Source organism: Amycolatopsis viridis (assembly GCF_011758765.1).
Classification (GTDB): Bacteria; Actinomycetota; Actinomycetes; order Mycobacteriales; family Pseudonocardiaceae; genus Amycolatopsis_E; species Amycolatopsis_E viridis.
In genome coordinates this window covers 5,647,381-5,666,670 of the sequence record NZ_JAANOU010000001.1, presented here as the reverse complement: position 1 = coordinate 5,666,670, position 19,290 = coordinate 5,647,381, and the positions used below count along the sequence as shown (strand labels likewise).

Here is a 19,290-nt window from a genome sequence, read left to right as displayed (position 1 = left end):
GCTTTCCTTTACTGTGTGCGACTCAGGCATCCGTAAGACTGTACGAATGGATCTCCCGTGGTAAACCGCATCCACCCGACTGCCGTACTCGGGCCCGGTGTCGAACTCGGCGACGGCAACGTCGTCGGACCCTACGCCGTGCTCGCCGGGCCGCTGGTGATCGGGGACGGGAACTGGATCGGTCCACATGTCACGATCGGCACTCCGGCGGAGGACCGCACCGGCCCGCACCCGGTGTCGTGGGAGGACGAACCGGTCGGCGCCGGGATCCGGATCGGCAGTGGCAACCGGATCCGCGAGTACGTGAGCATCCACCAGGGCACCCGTCGGACCACTCGTTTGGGTGATCACGGCTATTACCTGCGGGGCAGTCACGTCGCCCACGACTGCGAGATCGGCGACGAGGTGACCCTCGCGTCGAACGTCGTGCTGGGCGGCCACACCGCGATCTGGTCGCGCGCCAACCTGGGCATGGGCGCCGTCGTGCACCAGCACGTGCGCATCGGTCCGGGAGCCATGGTGGGCATGGGTTCCGCGGTGCGCCGCGAGGTCGGCGCGTTCACCATCGCCGTCGGCAACCCGGCCCGGGTGACCGGCCTCAACGTGGTCGGCCTGACCCGGCTCGGGCTGACCGGGGAGCAGATCGCCGGGCTCGAACCGTGGCTCAAGGGCACCGGCCCGATTCCACCCGATGGGCTGCTGGACCGCCTGCCCGCCGGCGTCTCTACTTTGGTGCAGGCGTGGAACGACCGGAAGGACTAGACGTGGACATCGAGACCCGGCTGCGCAAGGTCTTCACCGAGGCGCTCGACCTCGGCGACGACGTCGACGTGGCGGCGCTGACCTACCGCGGCATCGACGCGTGGGACTCGGTCGGACACATGAGCCTGGTCGCCGCCATCGAGGACGAGTTCGACATCGAACTGGAGACCGACCAGGTCATCGACCTGAGCAGCTTCGAGGTGGCGCGCAAGATGGTGGCGGAGCTGGCGGGTGCCTGACCTGCGCGGCCGGGTCGCGCTGGTCACCGGCGGCACCCGCGGCATCGGCCTGGCCACTGTGCGCGCGCTCGCCGGTGCGGGTGCCGCGGTGGTGCTCACCGGGCGCGACGAGGCCCGGGCCAAGGAAGTCGCCGCGTCGGTGTCCGGGCCGGTCACCGGGGTCGCGCTGGACGTCACCGACGCCAGGGCCGTGGCCTCGGTGGTGCGGGGTGCGGCGAAGGAGCACGGGCGGCTGGACGTGGTCGTCGCCAACGCCGGGATCTACGCCGAGGGCGTGCTGGGCATGGTGCGTGACGTCGACGCGGTCCTGTCCACCAACGTCGCCGGGACGATCCACACCGTGCAGGCCGCGGCACGCGCGATGACCCGTGCTCGCTCCGGGTCCATCGTCGTGCTGGCCTCCGTCGTCGGCGAACGCGGCGCCGCCGGCCAGACCGCGTACGCGGCGTCGAAGGCCGCGGTCGCGAACATCGCGAAGAGCGCGGCCAAGGAACTCGGCCGCTTCGGCATCCGCGTCAACGCGGTCGCCCCCGGCGTGATCGACACCGAGATGACGGCCGGGATCGCCGATCCGGACACCGCGCTGGGACGACGCGGCCGCGCCGAGGAGGTCGCGAACGCGATCGTCTTCCTCGCCGGCGACGGGGCGTCCTACGTCACCGGCCAGGTGCTCGGCGTCGACGGAGGGATGGTGCTGTGACCCTGCTGGCCCCCGGCGCCCGGCTCGTCGACGCGGCGAGCGGCACCGTGCTCGGCGGCGCCGCGCTGACCGGCGAGGTCGAGCGGCGCGCCGGCGAACTCGCCGCCCTGCCGGACGGCGTGCTGTTCGCCCGCACCGCCGTGGACCTGCCCAGCGTGCTCACCTACCTCGCGGCCATGGCGGCGTCCCGCGCGGTCGCGCTCATCGACCCCGCGCTCGACGTGCCGGTGCTGACCGGCCTGATCGAGCGGTTCCACCCGGCCGCGGTGCTCGGCGCGCCCGCCGCCGCGCCGCCGGACGGGTACCGGGCCGCCGGCGGCGGGCACTGGCTCCGCCGGGACCCCGACGGCATCCGCCCGCACCCCGACCTCGCCGTGCTGCTGCCCACCAGCGGCTCGACCGGCAACCCGAAGCTGGTCCGGTTGTCCCGCACGGCCGTCCTGACCAACGCGCACGCCATCGCCGACGTGCTCGGCATCGACGAGCGCGAGGTCGCGCCCACCACGCTGCCGCTGCACTACAGCTACGGACTGTCGGTGCTCAACTCGCACCTGGCCAGCGGCGCGACCGTGGTCGTCGAACGGGACGGCATCCTCGGCCGCGGCTTCTGGGACGCCGTCACCGCGCACGAGTGCACGTCGGTCGCCGGCGTGCCCTACCACTACGAGGTGCTGCGGCGCCTGAAGTTCGACCCCACCGCCAACCCCGGGGTGCACACGCTCACCCAGGCCGGCGGTCGCATGCGGCCCGAACTGATCGCCGAGTTCGACACGCTCATGCGCTCGGCGGGCGGCCGGTTGTTCGTGATGTACGGCCAGACCGAGGCCGCGCCGCGGATGGCGATCATGCCGTCGGAGCGGCTCGCCGAGAAGATCGGCTCGGTCGGTCCGGCGCTGCCCGGTGGGCGGTTCGCGATCCGCCGCCCGGACGGAGGTGACACCACCCACCCCAAGATCACCGGCGAGATCGTCTACCACGGGCCGAACGTGATGATGGGCTACGCCTCGACGGCCGGGCAGCTCGCGCTGGGCGACGAGTGCGGCGGCGTGCTGCCCACCGGCGACCTCGGCTACCTCGACGAGGAGGGGTTCCTGTTCGTCACCGGACGGCTCAAGCGGATCGGCAAGGTGTTCGGCAACCGGATCAGCCTGGACGACCTCGAGCAGGCCACGCGCGCGACCGGGCTGGGCATCGACATCGTGGCCGCGGTCCCGGCCGACGACAAGGTCGTGCTGTTCGCCGAGGGCATCACCGCGGACACCGGCAAGGCCGCGTCCCGGGCGCTGGCGGAACGGCTGCACCTGCACGCGTCCGGTTTCGACGTGCGCTCCATCGACACGATCCCGCTGCTGGCCAGCGGGAAGATCGACTACCAGGCGCTGGCGGACCAGGTATGAGCCTGCTCGCCGAGCTGACCGCGCTCACCGCCCACCACCGGGCGCGCTGCGCGGCCTACGACCGGATCCTCACCGCGCTGGGCGCGGGCGGGGAGTTCGAGTCCGTGGCGGACCTGCCGTGGCTGCCGGTCCGGCTGTTCAAGACGCACGAGCTGAAGAGCATCCCGGACGAGGAGGTGTTCAAGGTCCTCACCTCCTCCGGCACCACCGGCGCGCCGTCGCGGATCTTCCTCGACCGGGCGGCGGCGGCCGCGCAGACCCAGCACCTGGCTGCGACGCTGCAAACGGTGCTCGGCCCGCGGCGGTTGCCGATGCTGATGGTGGACACCGCCGGGGTGGTGCAGGACCGGCGCACGTTCTCCGCCCGCGGCGCCGGCGTGCTCGGCATGGCGAACTTCGGGCGCAAGCACGTCTACGTCCTCGACGAGCACGACGAGCCGGACGTCGAGGCGGTGCGCGGGTTCCTGGCGCGCCACGGGGACGAACCGTTCCTGATCTTCGGGTTCACCTTCATGGTGTGGCGGTACCTGTACCGGATGGCGCGCGAGCACGGGTTCGACCTGTCGAACGGGATCCTGCTGCACTCCGGCGGCTGGAAGAAGCTCGCCGACCAGGCGGTGGACAACGCGACCTTCCGCCGCGCCTTCGCCGCGGACACCGGGTTGCGGCGGATCCACAACTATTACGGCATGGTCGAGCAGATCGGCACGGTGTTCGTGGAGGGCGCCGCCGGTGACGGCCTGTACTGCCCGGACTTCGCCGACGTGATCATCCGCGACCCGGTGACGTTCGCGGAGCAGCCGGTCGGGGTTCCCGGCGTGATCGAGGTCGTGAGCACGTTGCCGCGTTCGTATCCCGGGCACGTGCTGCTGACCGAGGACCTCGGGGTGTGCCACGGCGTTGACGACGGCGAGCGGCCCGGCAAACGGTTCTCCGTGCTGGGCCGGCTGCCGAAGGCCGAGGTGCGCGGCTGCTCCGACACGTTCGGAGCGCCGGCCGCATGAGGCAGCTGTTCCCGGTCGAGACCGGCGAGGTCGGTGCCGTCGTGGAGGTCACCGCGCTGCTGGACGAGGTGCGCTCGGCTCCCGCGCTGGCGGTGGGGGACGAGCGGGTCGTGGACTTTCTCGGCCGGTTCGCGCGCGCGCTGCTCGCCCCGGCGGTGGCGCGGGCGTATCCGGAACTGGCGTCGCTGGGGTTCTTCCTGCGCCGGGGCGGGATCCGGCGGGCGCTGGCCCGGCTGGCGGACGACGAGCTGCGCCTGCCGCGCGGCCTGGTGTTCCACGTGCCACCGGCCAACGTGGACACGATCTTCGTGTACTCGTGGGCGTTGTCCGCGCTCGCCGGCAACCGGAACATCGTGCGGTTGTCGCCGCGGGCGGCCGGGGCCGCGGACGCGGTGCTGGACGCGATGCGGGCGGCATTGCCGGGGGTGCCGGGGGTGCCGGGCGACCCGGTCCGCGCGTCGCAGCGGATCGTCACCTACGACCGGGACGACGCGGTGACGGCCGCCCTGTCGGCCGCCGCGGACCTGCGGGTCCTGTGGGGCGGGGACGCCTCGGTGCGTGCCCTGCGGCGGTTCGAGCTGGCCCCGCACGCGCGTGACCTGACGTTCCCGGACCGGTCGTCGTTCGCGATCATTTCCGCCGACGGCTGGGCCCGGGCGTCCCAGGCGGAACGGCGTGCCGCCGTCGAGGGGTTCCGCAACGACGTGTTCTGGTTCGACCAGGCGGCGTGCGCCTCCCCGCGCGGGGTGTACTGGGTCGGCGGCTCGCACGCCGGCGAGTTCCGGGCGATGCTGGCCGAGGTCGCGGCGGACCCCGAGCCGGCGATGGCGGTGCAGAACCGGGTCGGTGCCTATGGCGCGGCGGCCGACGGGCGGGCCGCGCGCATCGCGTTCGACAGCCCGGCCCTGACCACGTTGGAGGCACCGGATGTGATCCGGGATTGGCTGGGCGCGGGCGTACTCACCCAGTCGAGCGTTTCGACGCTGGACGAATTGGTACCGAAAGTTGTCCGCCGCGATCAGACGATCACGCATTTCGGTTTTTCCCGCGCGGAGCTGATCGCGTTCGCCCGCCAACTGTCCGGAGTGGACCGCCTGGTGCCGTTCGGATCGGCACTGAAGTTCGCGCCGGTGTGGGACGGCTACCACCTCCTCGCCGAATTCACCAGAATCGTCACTGTTACCGTCTGACCGCGATGAACCGACTCCTCGACGCCGCCCGCTGGGTGGCGCTGGCCGTCGTGGCCGCGTTCGTGGTGCGGGTGCTGGTCGCCGACTGGGCGCAGTTCTGGCACACGCTGCACTCGATCGCCTGGCCGGCGGCGGTGCTGAGCCTCGCCGCGCTGGTCGCGAGCATCGCGGTGTCGACCTACGGCTGGCAGGTGGTGGTCGACGGCCTCGGCGACCGGGTCGGGTACCGGCGCGGCGCGCGGATCTGCCTGGTCGGGCAGCTGGGCAAGTACGTGCCGGGGTCGGTGTGGGCGTACCTGCTGCAGATGGAACTGGGCCGCAAGGCCGGTGTGTCCCGGGCGCGGATCTTCACCGGTTCGCTCGTGCAGTTCGGCATCGGACTGGTCGCCGCGCTGCTGCTGTCGGTGTTCGCGTTGCCGGTCGCCGGCGCGGCCCGGTGGTTGCTGGTGCTGCTGCCGATCGGGCTGGTGGCGCTGCACCCGCGCGTCCTGTCCTGGGGCACCGGGCTGGTGCTGCGCGTGCTGCGTCGCGAACCGCAGCCACGGCCGTTGCGCCTGCCGGCGATCGGCCGGGCGTTCGGGGCCTCGGTGCTGGGGTGGTCGCTGCAGGGCCTGCACCTGTGGCTGCTCGCCCCGTCGCTGGGTTTCCCGTCCTGCGTCGGCGCGATGGCGATCGCCATGACCGCGGGCACCTTCGCGTTCCTGCTGCCCAGCGGCGCCGGTGTCCGCGAGGCCGTGCTGGTGGCCCTGCTCGGCACGGCCGGGTTCACCACCGGGCAGGCGCTGGCGTTCGCCCTGGTCTCCCGGGTGATGTTCACGGTGGCCGACGTGCTGACCGCGCTGCTCGCGGTCGCCGGTCAGCGCACCAGCTCGTACACCACCGCGTCCGCGTTGCGGTAGGCGACCGTCAGGAACGGCAGCCCGTCCAGGTCCCGCAGGCCGGGTGGGCGTTCGGCGCCGCGCGGGTAGCCGCCGTGCCCGACGATCACCCACCTGATGTGCAGCCGCTGCACCGCTTCCCGCACCAGCGGGTTCGTCTCGTATTCGCGGAAGTGGGCGGCGAGCAGCACGGCGTCCGCGGGCGGTACGGCCGGGTCGAAGTGGCCGGCGACCGGGCGCACCCCGCTCAGCGCGTAGGTCCACGCCGTCCCGTCGGCCCGGTCGTTCATGGCCCAGTCCCCCGGCGCGGCGAGCTTCCCCAACTCCAGCATCGCCTGCGCCTCACCCCGGTTCAGCGGGAGGTCGCCCTCGGCGGCGTACCCCGTCCGTACGACGTCGGCGTTCGACGTCGAGTACAGGCCGTGGGTCGCGACTGCGAAGCCCGCCAGCGTGACCACACCGGCCACCCAGGCCCGGCGCGGGGCCAGGTCCCGCAGCCACCGCTGGATCTCCGCCAGCCCGTGCGCGGCCAGCAGGCAGCTCGGGATCGCCGCCATCGCGATGAACCGGTACGGATCGTTCCACCACGGCCGCGACACCGCCTTGACCAGCGGGTTCCCCGAGGACAACACCGCCACCGCGAACACGCCGAACAGCAGCGCCGTCCCGGCCACCCACCGCAGGGACCCCAGCCGCTGCCACCGCACGATCCCGAGCACCAGCGCCGCCGACAGCCACAGCTGCGGATGCGGTGCCACGTGCTCGAACGTGAGCAGGATGCCGACCGCGGTGTTCGCCGACGCGGCCGTCGGCCACCCGTTGTACGGCAGCGGCCCGGCGGCCAGCCCGATCGCCCCGAACAGCTGGAGCCACCCGAGCAGCAGCCCGGCCACCGCGATCGGCAGCAGCCGCCACAGCTGCCGCCACCGGCTCACCAGCAGCGGCAACGCGAACAGCAGGCCGCCGAACAGCGTCGAGGAGTGGATGGTCAGCAGTCCGACCGCGGACGCGACCAGCAGGAAACCGCTGTCCGGCGCGGGGCGCCGCAGGTAGCCGTCGAGCACCACCGCGATCAGCGGCGTCAGCGCGATCCCCAGCAGGAACGGCAGCAGCGGCCCGAAGTCGAGCGCCTCGTACAGCAGTGTCACCGGCGCGACGCACACCAGCGCGACCGCCCCGGCCAGCACCGCCCGGCCCCGGAACGCCCGTACCAGCACGACCAGCGACAACGCCAGCAACCCGGGCAGCAGCACGGTGTTCGCGTTGAGCACCGCCGGGATCTCCGCGCCGGTCAGCCGGTACACGATCGACCCGACCAGGTGGTAGGCGTTCGGGTAGAACGACCCGTTCGGGTACCAGTTGACCGTCCCGGTGCCCATCAGGCTGCCGTCGCCGGTCTCGGCGATGTAGCGGATGCCGTTGCCGTGGTACACCGCGTCGAACCCCTGCGACACGGCGTTGAGCGGCCCGATGCCGGTCAGCACGGTGCGTGCGCCGACCGCCGCGCCCGCCAGCAGGCAGAGCGCGACCGCGAGGTGCCCGCGCCGGTCCCACGCGCCCGGCTCGGCGGCCCGGCGGCGGCCCACCAGGAACGCGATCGCGGCCGGCACCAGCACGGCCACCAGGAAGCTCGGGACGTTGAACGGGATACCGAACTGGGCGTACCACGGCCCGGCCAGCCCGGCGGCGAAGTACGTCAGCAGCGGCGCCAGCCCCGCCAGACGCCATCCGCGGGCACCGGCGAGCGCGCCGATCAGCAGGCCGGGCGCGAACAGCACCAGCAGGTACACCGCGATCGTCGCGGCGGCGCCGGGAGCGCTCATCGGGATGGGCAAGGGTCCGCCAAAAGTATCGAGGCCGAAACAATTCGTGCGCGAGAACGATACTGACGGAGAGGGTGGAGCGGCGTCACGGAGGGTGAGAAGTGCCTGGTGCCCTGGTCGCCGCGTGGCTGACGCTGGCGGGGGTCGCGATCGCGGTGTGGCCGCGGGTCGGCGACGGGCGCGCCCACCGGGCCTGGATCGTGGTGCTCGCGCTGGTGTTCGCCCTGGTCCTGCAGATCGTCGTGGCGACCGTGCCGGACGACGCGTTCGTCACCTTCCGCTACGCGCGCAACATCGCGGAGGGCTACGGCGCGGTCTACACGATCGGCGAGCAGACCCAGGGCCTGCCGAACTTCTTGTGGCTGGTCCTGGTCACGCTGCCGGGTGCGGCGTTCGGTGTGGACATCGTGACCGGAGCGGTCGTCCTCGGCATCGCCGCGACGCTGGGCTGCGTCGTCCTGGCGTACCTGCTGGCGGAGCGGTTCGCCCGCGGGGCCGCGGTGGTCGCGGCGCTGCTGACGGCCGGCGCGAGCATCCTCGCCGCCCACGGGCTGGCCGGTACCGAGACGCCGCTTTTCGTCCTGCTCGTGCTGGCCGTGTGCCTGGCCCTGACCGCCGGGCACCCGCTGGTCGCGGGGGTGCTCGCCGCGCTGGCCGTGATGACCCGCTCCGACGGCGCGGTCCTCGCGGTGCTGGGTGAGCTGTGGCTGGTGCTGACCGCGGTGCGGCGCCGCTCCAGCTGGTGGGCCCCCGCCGGGTACCTGCTGGGCGCGCTGGTGTTCCTCGTGCCGTGGTGGGTGTGGGAGGCGACCTACTACGGCCGCGGCAGATCGGCGTGGCCGGCGCCGGCCCAGCTGCCGTACGGGTTCCTGCTGTGCACCCTGGCCGCGGTCGGGGTGGCCGTGCTGTGTGCGAAGGCCGGGGAGCGCCGGAACCAGCCTGCGCCGCGACCGCGGCGGAGCCTGGCCGAGCGACGGGTCGTGCCGCTGGTCGCGCTCGTGCTGTGCGCGGTCAGCGTGCCGGTCGCCTTCGCGGTGCAGCAGGTCGTGCACGCCGACCGCGAGCGGCTGGCGCAGACCACCGAGATCGGGCACTGGCTGCGTGACCGGCTCCCGGCGGGCTCGGTGATCGACACGTCCGGCAACGCGGCACTCGCCTTCCGCGCGGGCTCACGGATGCGGATCACCGGGGTCACCGCGTCCGGGCCGGTGGACGAGTACGCGCCGGTCGCGCACTTCGGCCTGCCGGTGCTCGCCGCACCCCTGGCCTGGTACGTGCGGGCGCAGGACTGCGGCATCGCCGAGCAGTACGCCCAGCGGTACGAGGTCGCCACGTTCCAGCGCGGTGGCCTCGGCTGGCTCACGATCTACCTGCGCGGCGACGTGGAGTCCCGGCTGCTCGCCCAGCTCGCCGGCGACGGCAAGCTGACCTACGTGCCCTGCCCCTAGAACCAGCGTTCGAGCACCTGCGCGACGCCGTCCTCGCTGTTCGGGCTGGTTACCTCGTCGGCGACGGCGAGGACGTCGGGGTGCGCGTTCGCCATCGCCACGCCGTGCCCGGCCCACTTCAGCATCTCCACGTCGTTGGGCATGTCGCCGAACGCGATGATCCGCTCGACCGGCACCGCGAACCGCTCCGCGACCTCGGCCAGCCCGGTTGCCTTGGTGATGCCGTGCGCGGCGATCTCGATCAGCCCGCCGCTCGCCGAGAACGTGATGTCCACCGACTCGTCGAGCACCGCCCTGGCCGCGCGGGCCATCTCGTCCGAGGTCATGTCCGGGTGGCTGACCAGCAGCTTCACCGCCGGACGACCGACGATCTCGGCCCGCGACACCCGCGCGCCCTCGCCGTCGCCCCACGGGTTGCGGTAGCCGTGCTCGACGACCAGGTGCTGCACCTCGGGGTCGAGGGCGCGCCTGCCGACCCGCTCCGCGGCGAACCCGCAGCCCGGCAGCACCTTGCTCAGCTCGCCGACCGCGTCGGTGAGCAGCATCGGCTCCAGCGCGCCGTGCACGCTCACCACTTCGTCGGCGGCGATGTCGTACAGCACGGCGCCGTTGGCGCAGACCGCGTACCCGGTCAGCCCGCCGGGCTCGGCGACGGCCGGGATCCAGCGCGGCGGGCGGCCGGTGGCGAGCACGACCGGAACCCCCGCCTCGCCGGCGCGGCGCAGCACCGCCGCGGTGCGTGGCGACATGCGTTCCATCGGGTCGAGCAGGGTGCCGTCCACGTCCGAGGCGATCAGCAGGGGTTTGTCCACACCCCCATTGTCCCTTGAGGTGCGGCCCGCCGAATCGTCGGTGCTGACCGCTAGCGTGGACCGGTGCGCGTAGGCATCGTGATTCTTCCCGACGACCGGTGGTGGGCGGCCGAGCCGAAGTGGCGGGCGGCCGAGGAGTACGGCTTCGACCACGCCTGGACCTATGACCACCTCGGCTGGCGGACGCTGGTGGACGGACCGTGGTTCTCCGCGGTGCCCACGTTGACCGCCGCCGCGATGGTCACCTCCACGATCCGGCTCGGCACGTTCGTCGCCTCGCCCAACTTCCGCCACCCGGTGCCGTTCGCCCGGGAGCTGATCAGCCTGGACGACGTCTCCGACGGCAGGCTCGTGCTGGGTATCGGCGCCGGCGGCCTGGGCTACGACGCGGGCGTGCTGGGCGGCGAGGAGCTGTCCCCGCGCCGGCGCTCCGACCGGTTCGCCGAGTTCGTCGAGGCACTCGACGGCCTGCTCACCACCGACCGGTTCGACTACGCGGGCGCGTACTACACCGCGCGCGGCGCGCGGAACCTGCCCGGATGCGTGCAACGGCCCCGGATTCCGTTCCTGATCGCGGCGAACGGACCGCGCGCGATGAAGATTGCGGCAACTTACGGTGGCGGCTGGGTGACGACCGGCCGGGAGGCCGAGTCGCTCGACGAGTGGTGGCGCGGGGTGGCCGGGCTGACGGAGCGCTTCGAGCAGACGCTGGCCGACTCCGACCGTTCCGGCGACGAGGTCCACCGGTACCTCACCCTGGACGCGTCGCCGGTGTTTTCGCTGGTCAGCAAGCAGGCGTTCGTCGACGCGGCGGGCCGCGCTGCCGAGCTGGGCTTCACCGACGTCGTCGTGCACTGGCCGCGTTCGTCCGGCCCGTACGCGGGCCGGGAGGCGGTGCTCGAAGAAGTGGTCGCCGACGTGCTGCCGGGCCTGCGTGGCGCGCGATAGTCAATGGGGGTGCGGTCGCCGTGAGTGGCGTCGGTACCCTCGCTTCCCGTGAGCGAGCACACGAGCAACACTGACTCCACCGCAGCTGATTTCGCCGGGTACGACCTGGTCGTGGTCGGCTCCGGCTTCTTCGGGCTGACGGTCGCCGAGCGCGCGGCCAGCCAGCTCGGCAAGCGGGTGCTCGTGCTGGAGCGGCGGTCCCACCTGGGGGGCAACGCCTACTCCGAGGCCGAGCCGGAGACCGGGATCGAGGTGCACCGCTACGGGGCGCACCTGTTCCACACGTCGAACAAGCGGGTCTGGGACTACGTCAACCAGTTCACCGAGTTCACGAACTACCAGCACCGCGTGTTCGGCAAGTACCAGGGCCAGGTCTACCCGCTGCCGATGAACCTCGCCCTGATCAACCAGTTCTTCGGCCGGTCCTACAGCCCGGACGAGGCTCGTCAGCTGATCGCCGAGCAGGCCAGCGAGATCGACACCAAGGACGCGCAGAACTTCGAAGAGAAGGCCATCTCGCTGATCGGCCGCCCGCTGTACGAGGCGTTCTTCCGCGGCTACACGGCCAAGCAGTGGCAGACCGACCCGAAGGAGCTGCCCGCGGCCAACATCACCCGGCTGCCGGTGCGCTACACCTTCGACAACCGGTACTTCAACGACACCTACGAGGGCCTGCCGGTCGACGGCTACACCGCCTGGTTGCAGCGGATGGCCGACCACGAGCTGATCGACGTCCGCCTGAACACCGACTACTTCGACGTCCGCGAGCACATCCCGGCCGGCACGCCGACCGTCTACACCGGTCCGCTGGACCACTACTTCGGCTACTCCGAGGGCCGCCTGGGCTGGCGCACGCTGGACTTCGAGCAGGAGGTCGTGCCCACCGGCGACTACCAGGGCACCTCCGTCATGAACTACAACGACGAGGACGTCCCCTACACCCGGATCCACGAGTTCCGCCACTTCCACCCGGAGCGGGACTACCCGAAGGACAAGACCGTCATCGTCCGGGAGTACTCGCGGTTCGCGGACGCGGACGACGAGCCGTACTACCCGATCAACACCCCGGACGACCGGGCCAAGCTGGAGCGCTACCGCGAGCTGGCCAAGGGCGAGGCCCGCGAGCGCAACGTGCTCTTCGGTGGCCGCCTGGGCACCTACAAGTACCTGGACATGCACATGGCCATCGGTTCGGCGCTGTCGATGTTCGACAACAAGATCGCCCCGCACCTGACCAGCGGCGCCCCCCTGGACGGGAGCATCGATGCTTGAGCAGAAGCCGGCGGAGGCCGCGGCCGAGATCCAGGTGCTCGCCAGGGTCCAGGGCGTGCTCAAGCGTCCGGTGACGGTGAAGGCGGCCCGCGGTCTGTCCCACTTCGGTGAGCACGCGATCGGGTGGTTCGCCGCCGGGCTGATCGGTGCGGCCGTCGACCGCAAGCGCCGCAAGGACTGGCTGCTGGCGGCCGCCGGTGTGGTGGGTGCGCACGGTGCCTCGATCGCGGTGAAACGCGTGGTCCGGCGCCCCCGTCCGGAGGACCCGAGCGTCGAGGTCCTGGTCGGCACGCCGAGCCGGTTGAGCTTCCCGTCCTCGCACGCCACGTCCACTACGGCGGCGGCGGTGCTCTACTCAGGATTGACCGGGCGTAACCTGGTTCCCGCGCTCGTCCCGCCGATGCTGGCGTCCCGGCTCGTGTTGGGGGTCCACTACCCGACCGACGTGCTCGCCGGCGCGGCGCTCGGCGGTGTGGTCGGAGGTCTGCTGCGCAGGAAGATCCGCAAAAAGGGGTAGGGAACCACCCGTGACCAAATCAGTGAACAACGCGGAAGCCGAGATCGTGGACGAAACCAGCGAGACGGCCGAGGCGGAGACGGCGGAGACCCGCGACTCTGCGGAGCCCGTCGAGTCCGCGGAGCCGGCGGAGTCTGCGGATCCGGGCGCCGAGGCGGCCGCGCCGGCTCCGGCGGCCCAGCGCGGCCCGCTGAGCATGGTCGTCGGCGTCGCCAAGACCGCGCGGCCGAAGCAGTGGGCGAAGAACGTCCTGGTCTTCGTCGCGCCGTTCACCGCGGCTCAGATCACCAACGGCACGGTGCTGCTCGACGCGGTCATCGCGTTCGTGGCGTTCAGCCTGGTCGCGTCGTCGGTCTACCTGGTCAACGACGCGATCGACGTGGAGGCCGACCGGGCGCACCCGACGAAGCGGAACCGGCCGATCGCGGCCGGGATCGTGCCGGTGCCCGTCGCGTACGTGGTGGCGGTGCTGCTCTTCGGCGTCGGTCTGGCCGTGTCGTTCCTGGCCAGCCCGCAGCTGGCGATCGTGCTGGGGGTCTACGAGGCCGTCCAGCTGGGTTACTGCTTCGGGCTGAAGCACCAGCCGGTGATCGACCTGGCGATCGTCGGGTCGGGCTTCCTGATGCGCTCGATCGCCGGTGGCGTGGCTGCCGGTATCGCGCTGTCGCAGTGGTTCCTGCTGGTCACGGCGTTCGGTTCGCTGTTCATGGTGGCGGGCAAGCGGTACGCCGAGATCATGTTGTTCGAGCGGACCGGGGCGAAGATCCGGTCGTCGCTGAAGAAGTACTCGGCCAGCTACCTGCGCTTCGTGTGGGCCACCGCGGCCGCGATCCTGATCATGTCCTACTCGCTGTGGGCGTTCGAGCTGCGGGAGAGGGCTGACCAGTCGGTGTGGCCGGTCATCTCGATGGTGCCGTTCGTGATCGCGGTGCTGCGGTACGCGGTCGACGTGGACGGCGGCACCGCCGGCGCGCCGGACGAAATCGTGCTCAAGGACCGCGTCCTGCAGATCCTGGGTGTGCTGTGGGTCGCCACCCTCGGGGTCACGTTCTACCTGTGACGAGCACCTTGGCCCGGCCCGGCGGAGACACGGCGACCGAACCCGGGAAGCACCAGCCGCTCACCCGGCTCGGACCCGGTCGCACCCTGACCGAGCTCGTGCTGGGCGTCGTGGCTGCGGTCGTGCTCAGCCTCGTGCTCCAGTTCGGCGCGAACCGGCTGCGGATCGACCCGGGCACGTACGTGCCGGACGCGCTGGTCAACCTGGCGGTCGCGGCGATCGTCGTCGTGTTGTTCGGCGCGCTGGTGTACCCCCGAGCGGCCCGCTGGCCGCTGTGGGTGCGCCTGGGCGGCAGCTGGGCGGCGCTGACCGCACTGTCCACCCTGCTGCTGGCGATCCCGCTGCAAGGCACCCGGTTCTTCCTGGGCGGCTCCAGCGTGGACAACACCTTCCGCCTCCAGTACATGGAGCGGCTGACCACGTCGGCGGGGCTGTCGGACGTGAACTACCACGGCCTGGCCGCCTACTACCCGGGCGGCTGGTTCTGGCTCGGTGGCCGGTTCGCGAACCTGCTCGGCCTGGAGGGCTGGGCCGCCTACAAGCCGTATTCGATCACCTGGGCCGCGGTGTCCGGGGTGGTCGCGTTCGTGTTGTGGAGCCTCGTCGTGCGGCGGCGGATGGCGCTGCTCGCGTCGGTGGCGACCGTGCTGGCCGGGTTCGTCGCGGTCGCGCCCGAGGAGCCCTACGCGTGGCCGACCACCGCGTGGCTGGCGCCGATCATGCTGCTGGCCTGGCGGGTGCTGCGGTTCCGCGGCCGGGTGCCCGCCTGGACGCTGGTGCTGATCGGTGTCTACCTGGGGTTCTCCGCGGTCACCTACACGCTGCACGTGGCGTTCGGGGTGGCCGCGGTGGTGCTGCTGGCCCTGATCACCCTGGTACTGGCCGTCCGCGCCGGGGAACCAGCCGGGCCGGTGCTCAAGCGGCTGCTGCTGCGCCTGGTGGTGATCGGCGTGATCACCGCGGCACTCGCCCTGATCACCTGGGGGCCGTTCATCCTCGCCGGCGGTCTCGGCAAGCCGAACGTGGCCGCGCACTTCCTGCCGGAGATCAGCGCGTACTTCCCGATGCCGTTCACATCCGTGAACCCGTTCGGCGTGCTGTGCCTGGCCGGGCTGATCTGGTTGCTGCTGCGCGCCCGCCGCGACCCGGTCGCCTTCGTGCTGCTCGTGCTGGCCGCACTGGTCTACGCGTGGTTCGCGCTGTCGAACCTCGCCCTGCTGGTGCGCACCACGCTGTTGTCGTTCCGGTTCATCGTGACCGTCGACGTGGTCCTGGCGGTGGCCGGGGCGTTCGCGCTGGCCGAGCTGGTGCGCGCGCTGCCGAAGCTGACCGGCCGCGCCCGCCCGGTGCGCACGGTCGCGTTCGTCCTGGCCGTGCTCGGCGCCGTTTCGGTGTCCCAGACGATCGTCAGCTCTTCGCTCAAGAACGTGGTGGACACCGCCGAGTCCGATTACTACCCGGACGGCTGGAACGCGAACTTCGAGCACGACCCGAAGCAGGACGGGTACTGGACGCCGCAGCTGGTGAGCACGATCGCCCAGCTGACCGGGCGCCCGCCGACCGGCAACATCGTGTTGTCGGCGCACGACCGGTTGCTGTCGTTCGAACCGTACTGGGGTTTCCAGCAGACCACACCGCACTACGCGAACCCGCTGGGCGCGTACGCGCAGCGCAACGACGAGATCCGGTCCTGGGCCACGGCCCGCAGCTCCGCGGACCTGCTCGCCCGGCTGCGGGCGAATCCGCACGAGGCACCGAACGTGTTCGTGTTGCGACGCGGTAACGACGGAAAATTGCTGGCGCCGATCACCTCGGACACCTTCCCCCGGGCCGTTCCGCTGCGGGTGGACGAGGTGGGATTCGCGCCGGAACTGTTCGCGTCGCGTGAATTTCAGCGGCGCGATGTCGGGCCGTTCACCGTGATCGTGAACACTTCGGCATCACCGATTAGCTGATTGTGTGAGCTTCTCGTAAACTGCTCCGGACACACCAGTTGGTCGGACACTTCGAGGGGGCGCCGGCGTGACTTACCCCCTGTACCGCACCGGCACTTTCGCCGTGGTCGACGGCGTGTCCTATCCGGTCGCGTACGCGGCGGGCGACAACTACGTGCACTTCCCGCCCGCCTCGCCGGGGCCGTCCCCGTTCCCGCACCAGGAGCTCGCCGGCGCGGTTCCGGTGGAGATGTGTGAACGCGTTTTCTCGGTGCAGGTCTACGCCGCCTACCGGGACCACCGCGTGATGGTCGACGCCGCGTTCGACAACGGCACCGCCCGCGTGCTGGATGCCGAATGGGACCAGGAATGGGCCACGATCAACGGGTTCGTGCAGGAGAACTCCTACGAGTACTACAAGACCGTCGACATGCGTGATCTGCGTGACTACGCCGAGCGGCAGAACGACCTGCTCTTCACGCGCTGGCGGGCCGCGCGGTTCGTGCGGCCGGTCGACGGGGTGCCGATGCACGGCGGCTGGCCCAACGGCCAGGCGGCGGTGGTCGCCGGCCGACCGCGCTCGGGGGTGCTGGAGACCGAGGGCGGCCGTGTCGCCGCGGTGACCACACGCGCCGAGTATCTCGGGTACTCCTGCGAGGTGGCCGGGATCAGCATGGACGGTTCGGTCGGGGTTTACTACCTCGGCACCGATTTCGAGCGTGCGGAGGCGGACGGGTTCCGTCCGGACGAGAACCTCCGCTGGGCGCGGACGGTCCACATCTTCGACCTGGCGCGCTACCACGAGCTGCACAAGGACCTGCTGTTCGACCAGTGGCGGGAGTCGCGCGATAGCCTGGCGGGATGAGGCAACCACGAAATCGGGCCCGAGCGTGTGCGTGACGTGACACAGGTTCTCGAGCTTCCGGACGAGGTCGACCGCACTTCGCGCCGCGCTCGCCGGGTGCTGCGCGCCGACCCCGCTTTCTGGCTGACCGTCGCGCTCGCCGCGCTGGTCGGTGCCTTGTTCGTCGCCAGCGGTATGGCGTGGAACCAGGGCAAGCTGATCGCTCCGCTGGACGACACCTACATCCACCTGCAGTACGGCCGGCAGATCGGGATGGGGCACTTCTTCCAGTTCAACACCGGCGACGGCATCAGCGCCGGGGCGAGCAGTGTGCTGTACGCGCTGGTGCTCGGTGCCGCCTACGCCGCCGGGTTCCACGGCACGTTCATGCTGGCCTTCGCGATCGGCTTCGGGGTCGTGTGCTTCGCGCTGGCGGCCGGACTGGTCACCGTGCTGGGCACGCGGCTGGTGTCCCGCGCGGTCGGTGTGTGGTCCGGGGTGCTGGTCGCACTGAGCGGCCCGCTGGCCTGGGGATCGGCCAGTGGCATGGAGGTCGGCCTGGTGATGCTGCTGGTGGTCGCGACGCTGCTGGCGTTCGTGACCGAGCAGCCGTGGGTGCGGTTCCGGTGGACACCGGTGCTGGGCGGGCTGCTCGCGCTGGTGCGCACCGAGGGCCTGATCCTCGCGGCCGCGCTCGGGCTGGCGGCACTGTGGACGATCTTCCAGCACCGGAAGGCCATCGCGCCCGGCCGGGCCGTGCGGCGCGGCTTGTGGGTGCTGCTGCCGCTCGCGGTCGGCGCCGCGCAGCTGCTGTTCTACAAGATCGCGACCGGCACGGCGTCCGCGAACGGCATCCAGTCGAAGTCGTTCCTGCACGACCGGCCGGTGTTCTGGGTCACCGAGTTCACCGACCGCACGATGGCGAACGTGCGCGCGTTCCTCGGCATCTTCCTGGGCTTCGATGGGCAGGACTTCGCGTTCCCCGGTGCGCTGCTGGTGTCCGCGGCCGGGATGGCCTACGTGTTCCTGACCCGGCCGACCTGGCGGCCGATGCTGTACGCGGTGACGGGCGGCCTGCTGCTGGTCCTGCTGTCGGTGTCCACGTTGGACACCGCACTGGCGCACGAGCTGCGGTACGTGCAGCCGTTCATGCCGCTGCTCATCCTGTTCGCGGTGATCGGTGTGCACGCGCTGACCCGGCTCGTCACCCAGGAGCGCGTCCGGCGCATCGGGCTGCACGCCGCGCTGGTGGTGCTGCTGGTGCTGTCGCTGGTGACGTTGCCGAGCTGGTCGGTCCGGTTCGGACGGGCGACCGCGGCGATCCGCGACACCGACGTGTCGGTGGCGCAGTGGGTGCGCGGCAACCTGCCACCCGGCGCGATCGTGGCGGTCAAGGATGTCGGCGCGGTCGCGTACTTCAGCGAGCACCCGGTGCTGGACCTGATCGGCCTGGGCACCAACGGGTTCGCTGCCCCGGCGAACAACGGCACCGGCTCGCTCTACGAGGCGTTGAAGCACCTGCCACCGGCGCAGCGTCCCGCGTACTTCGCGGTGTACGAACCCCCGCCGGGTCCGTCGATCCAGCCGCTGAAGGACGTCGGCGTGTTGGAGAAGCCGCGGGAGATGACCTTCGACGTGCAGGCACAGCCGGACCTCGGTGGACGGCTGATCGTCCCGTTCCGGCAGCTGGGCGTGTACCGGGCCGACTGGTCGCTGGCGGGCAGCGGCGACCGGCAGGAGGTGCCGGGCGAGCTGCGGGACTACGTGAACGTGGGCGACTTGCGCAGCGAGGGCGAGCACGAGTACGCGCCGGTGCTCGCGCAGGCGGGCACCCAGCCGTGGACGACGCTGGCCCGCGTCGGCGACGTCATCGACAGCGCACGCCCGATCGTGGGCGGTGAGACGTTCACGGCGCACGACCTGGAGCCCGGCCGCCCGTTGACGATCACTTCCCGCACGGCGATGCACGGCACCGTGCCCGAGATGCGTGTGCTGGTCAACGGGGTCGACGCGGGCGTGTGGACGCGCCCCGAACAGAAGACGACGTGGTCGACGTACCGCTTCACCGTCCCCGCGGAGCTGATCACGAGCCCGTCGGTGCGAATCGAGATCCAGCAGCCGCGTCCGCTGCTGAACCCGTACCCGGACTACACCTCCTACGGCTACTGGCTGAGCCAGTAGGGCACCCCGGACGGGTGAAACGCCCGGCGGCGCACCCCCGCCGGCCCGGCCGCGGCCGCTCGGGAGTCCCGCCACGGCCGCCGCCGGGCGACTCGGCCGTGGTAACCGCCCCGGCGGTCAGACGGCCGCCGCCCAGAACAGCAAACACCCCGCCCGGAGCAGCGAACACGCCGCCCGGAACAGCGAACACGCCACCCGGAGCAGCAAACACGCGGCCCGGAGCAGCAAACACGCGGCCCGGAACGGCCAACACGCCGGATGCGGCGTGTTTGCCGCTCGGG

17 protein-coding genes are annotated in these 19,290 nt (G+C 71.6%); 15 read left to right on the top strand and 2 right to left on the bottom strand.

Going from position 1 to position 19,290, the window contains the following annotated elements:
• Positions 1 to 57: 57 nt before the first annotated feature.
• Genes FHX46_RS28105 through FHX46_RS28075 form a run of 7 tightly spaced genes read left to right on the top strand, consistent with a single transcriptional unit; the run spans position 58 to position 6,191 of the window.
• A complete protein-coding gene (locus FHX46_RS28105; protein ID WP_167120879.1) occupies positions 58 to 762 on the top strand; it encodes a UDP-N-acetylglucosamine acyltransferase in 705 nt (234 codons plus the stop codon).
• A gap of 2 nt (positions 763 to 764) precedes the next feature.
• A complete protein-coding gene (locus FHX46_RS28100; RefSeq protein WP_167120877.1) occupies positions 765 to 1,001 on the top strand; it encodes an acyl carrier protein in 237 nt (78 codons plus the stop codon).
• Complete coding sequence (locus FHX46_RS28095; RefSeq protein WP_167120875.1) at positions 994 to 1,701, top strand: SDR family NAD(P)-dependent oxidoreductase; 708 nt, start codon at positions 994 to 996, stop codon at positions 1,699 to 1,701. The genes FHX46_RS28100 and FHX46_RS28095 overlap by 8 nt, the downstream gene beginning before the upstream one ends.
• Positions 1,698 to 3,098, top strand: coding sequence for an AMP-binding protein (locus FHX46_RS28090; protein WP_167120874.1), 1,401 nt, complete (start codon positions 1,698 to 1,700; stop codon positions 3,096 to 3,098). Before FHX46_RS28095 ends, FHX46_RS28090 begins: the two co-directional genes overlap by 4 nt.
• Positions 3,095 to 4,102, top strand: a complete 1,008-nt coding sequence (locus FHX46_RS28085) for a LuxE/PaaK family acyltransferase (RefSeq protein ID WP_167120872.1) — start codon at positions 3,095 to 3,097, stop codon at positions 4,100 to 4,102. The genes FHX46_RS28090 and FHX46_RS28085 overlap by 4 nt, the downstream gene beginning before the upstream one ends.
• On the top strand, positions 4,099 to 5,292 hold the full coding sequence (locus FHX46_RS28080) for an acyl-CoA reductase (RefSeq protein WP_167120870.1): 1,194 nt from the start codon (positions 4,099 to 4,101) through the stop codon (positions 5,290 to 5,292). The genes FHX46_RS28085 and FHX46_RS28080 overlap by 4 nt, the downstream gene beginning before the upstream one ends.
• Before the next feature lie 5 nt (positions 5,293 to 5,297).
• Entirely contained in the window at positions 5,298 to 6,191 is an 894-nt protein-coding gene (locus FHX46_RS28075) for a lysylphosphatidylglycerol synthase transmembrane domain-containing protein (protein WP_167120868.1), read from the top strand.
• Here FHX46_RS28075 and FHX46_RS28070 read toward each other — a convergent pair.
• Positions 6,149 to 7,993: a DUF6541 family protein gene (locus FHX46_RS28070; RefSeq protein ID WP_167120866.1), complete on the bottom strand. Its 1,845-nt coding sequence runs from the start codon at positions 7,991 to 7,993 to the stop codon at positions 6,149 to 6,151. The two genes, FHX46_RS28075 and FHX46_RS28070, sit on opposite strands and share 43 nt — an antisense overlap.
• Positions 7,994 to 8,094: 101 nt before the next feature.
• On the opposite strand from FHX46_RS28070, the gene FHX46_RS28065 reads away from it, so the two are divergent.
• Positions 8,095 to 9,441 carry a hypothetical protein gene (locus tag FHX46_RS28065; RefSeq protein WP_167120864.1) on the top strand — a complete coding sequence of 449 codons (1,347 nt, stop codon included), beginning with the start codon at positions 8,095 to 8,097 and terminating at the stop codon, positions 9,439 to 9,441.
• On the opposite strand, the gene FHX46_RS28060 is transcribed toward FHX46_RS28065, so the two are convergent.
• Entirely contained in the window at positions 9,438 to 10,253 is an 816-nt protein-coding gene (locus FHX46_RS28060; protein WP_167120863.1) for an HAD family hydrolase, read from the bottom strand. The two genes, FHX46_RS28065 and FHX46_RS28060, sit on opposite strands and share 4 nt — an antisense overlap.
• A 63-nt stretch (positions 10,254 to 10,316) precedes the next feature.
• On the opposite strand from FHX46_RS28060, the gene FHX46_RS28055 reads away from it, so the two are divergent.
• The 7 genes from FHX46_RS28055 to FHX46_RS28025 all read left to right on the top strand — a co-directional run bounded on the left by FHX46_RS28055 (position 10,317) and on the right by FHX46_RS28025 (position 19,009).
• The gene (locus tag FHX46_RS28055; RefSeq protein WP_167120861.1) at positions 10,317 to 11,201 is read left to right on the top strand and encodes an LLM class flavin-dependent oxidoreductase; all 885 of its coding nucleotides are present in this window, start codon (positions 10,317 to 10,319) and stop codon (positions 11,199 to 11,201) included.
• A gap of 48 nt (positions 11,202 to 11,249) precedes the next feature.
• A complete protein-coding gene (gene glf, locus FHX46_RS28050; protein ID WP_167120859.1) occupies positions 11,250 to 12,473 on the top strand; it encodes a UDP-galactopyranose mutase in 1,224 nt (407 codons plus the stop codon).
• Positions 12,466 to 12,990, top strand: coding sequence for a phosphatase PAP2 family protein (locus FHX46_RS28045; protein WP_167120857.1), 525 nt, complete (start codon positions 12,466 to 12,468; stop codon positions 12,988 to 12,990). The genes glf and FHX46_RS28045 overlap by 8 nt, the downstream gene beginning before the upstream one ends.
• 10 nt (positions 12,991 to 13,000) lie before the next feature.
• On the top strand, positions 13,001 to 14,050 hold the full coding sequence (locus tag FHX46_RS28040) for a decaprenyl-phosphate phosphoribosyltransferase (protein WP_390622646.1): 1,050 nt from the start codon (positions 13,001 to 13,003) through the stop codon (positions 14,048 to 14,050).
• Complete coding sequence (locus FHX46_RS28035) at positions 14,047 to 16,005, top strand: arabinofuranosyltransferase (protein ID WP_167120855.1); 1,959 nt, start codon at positions 14,047 to 14,049, stop codon at positions 16,003 to 16,005. Before FHX46_RS28040 ends, FHX46_RS28035 begins: the two co-directional genes overlap by 4 nt.
• Before the next feature lie 67 nt (positions 16,006 to 16,072).
• Positions 16,073 to 16,849 (top strand): hypothetical protein, encoded by a 777-nt coding sequence (locus tag FHX46_RS28030; protein ID WP_167120853.1) that lies wholly within the window; start codon positions 16,073 to 16,075, stop codon positions 16,847 to 16,849.
• Between the two features lie 36 nt (positions 16,850 to 16,885).
• Positions 16,886 to 19,009, top strand: coding sequence for a hypothetical protein (locus tag FHX46_RS28025; protein WP_167120852.1), 2,124 nt, complete (start codon positions 16,886 to 16,888; stop codon positions 19,007 to 19,009).
• Positions 19,010 to 19,290: the final 281 nt, after the last annotated feature.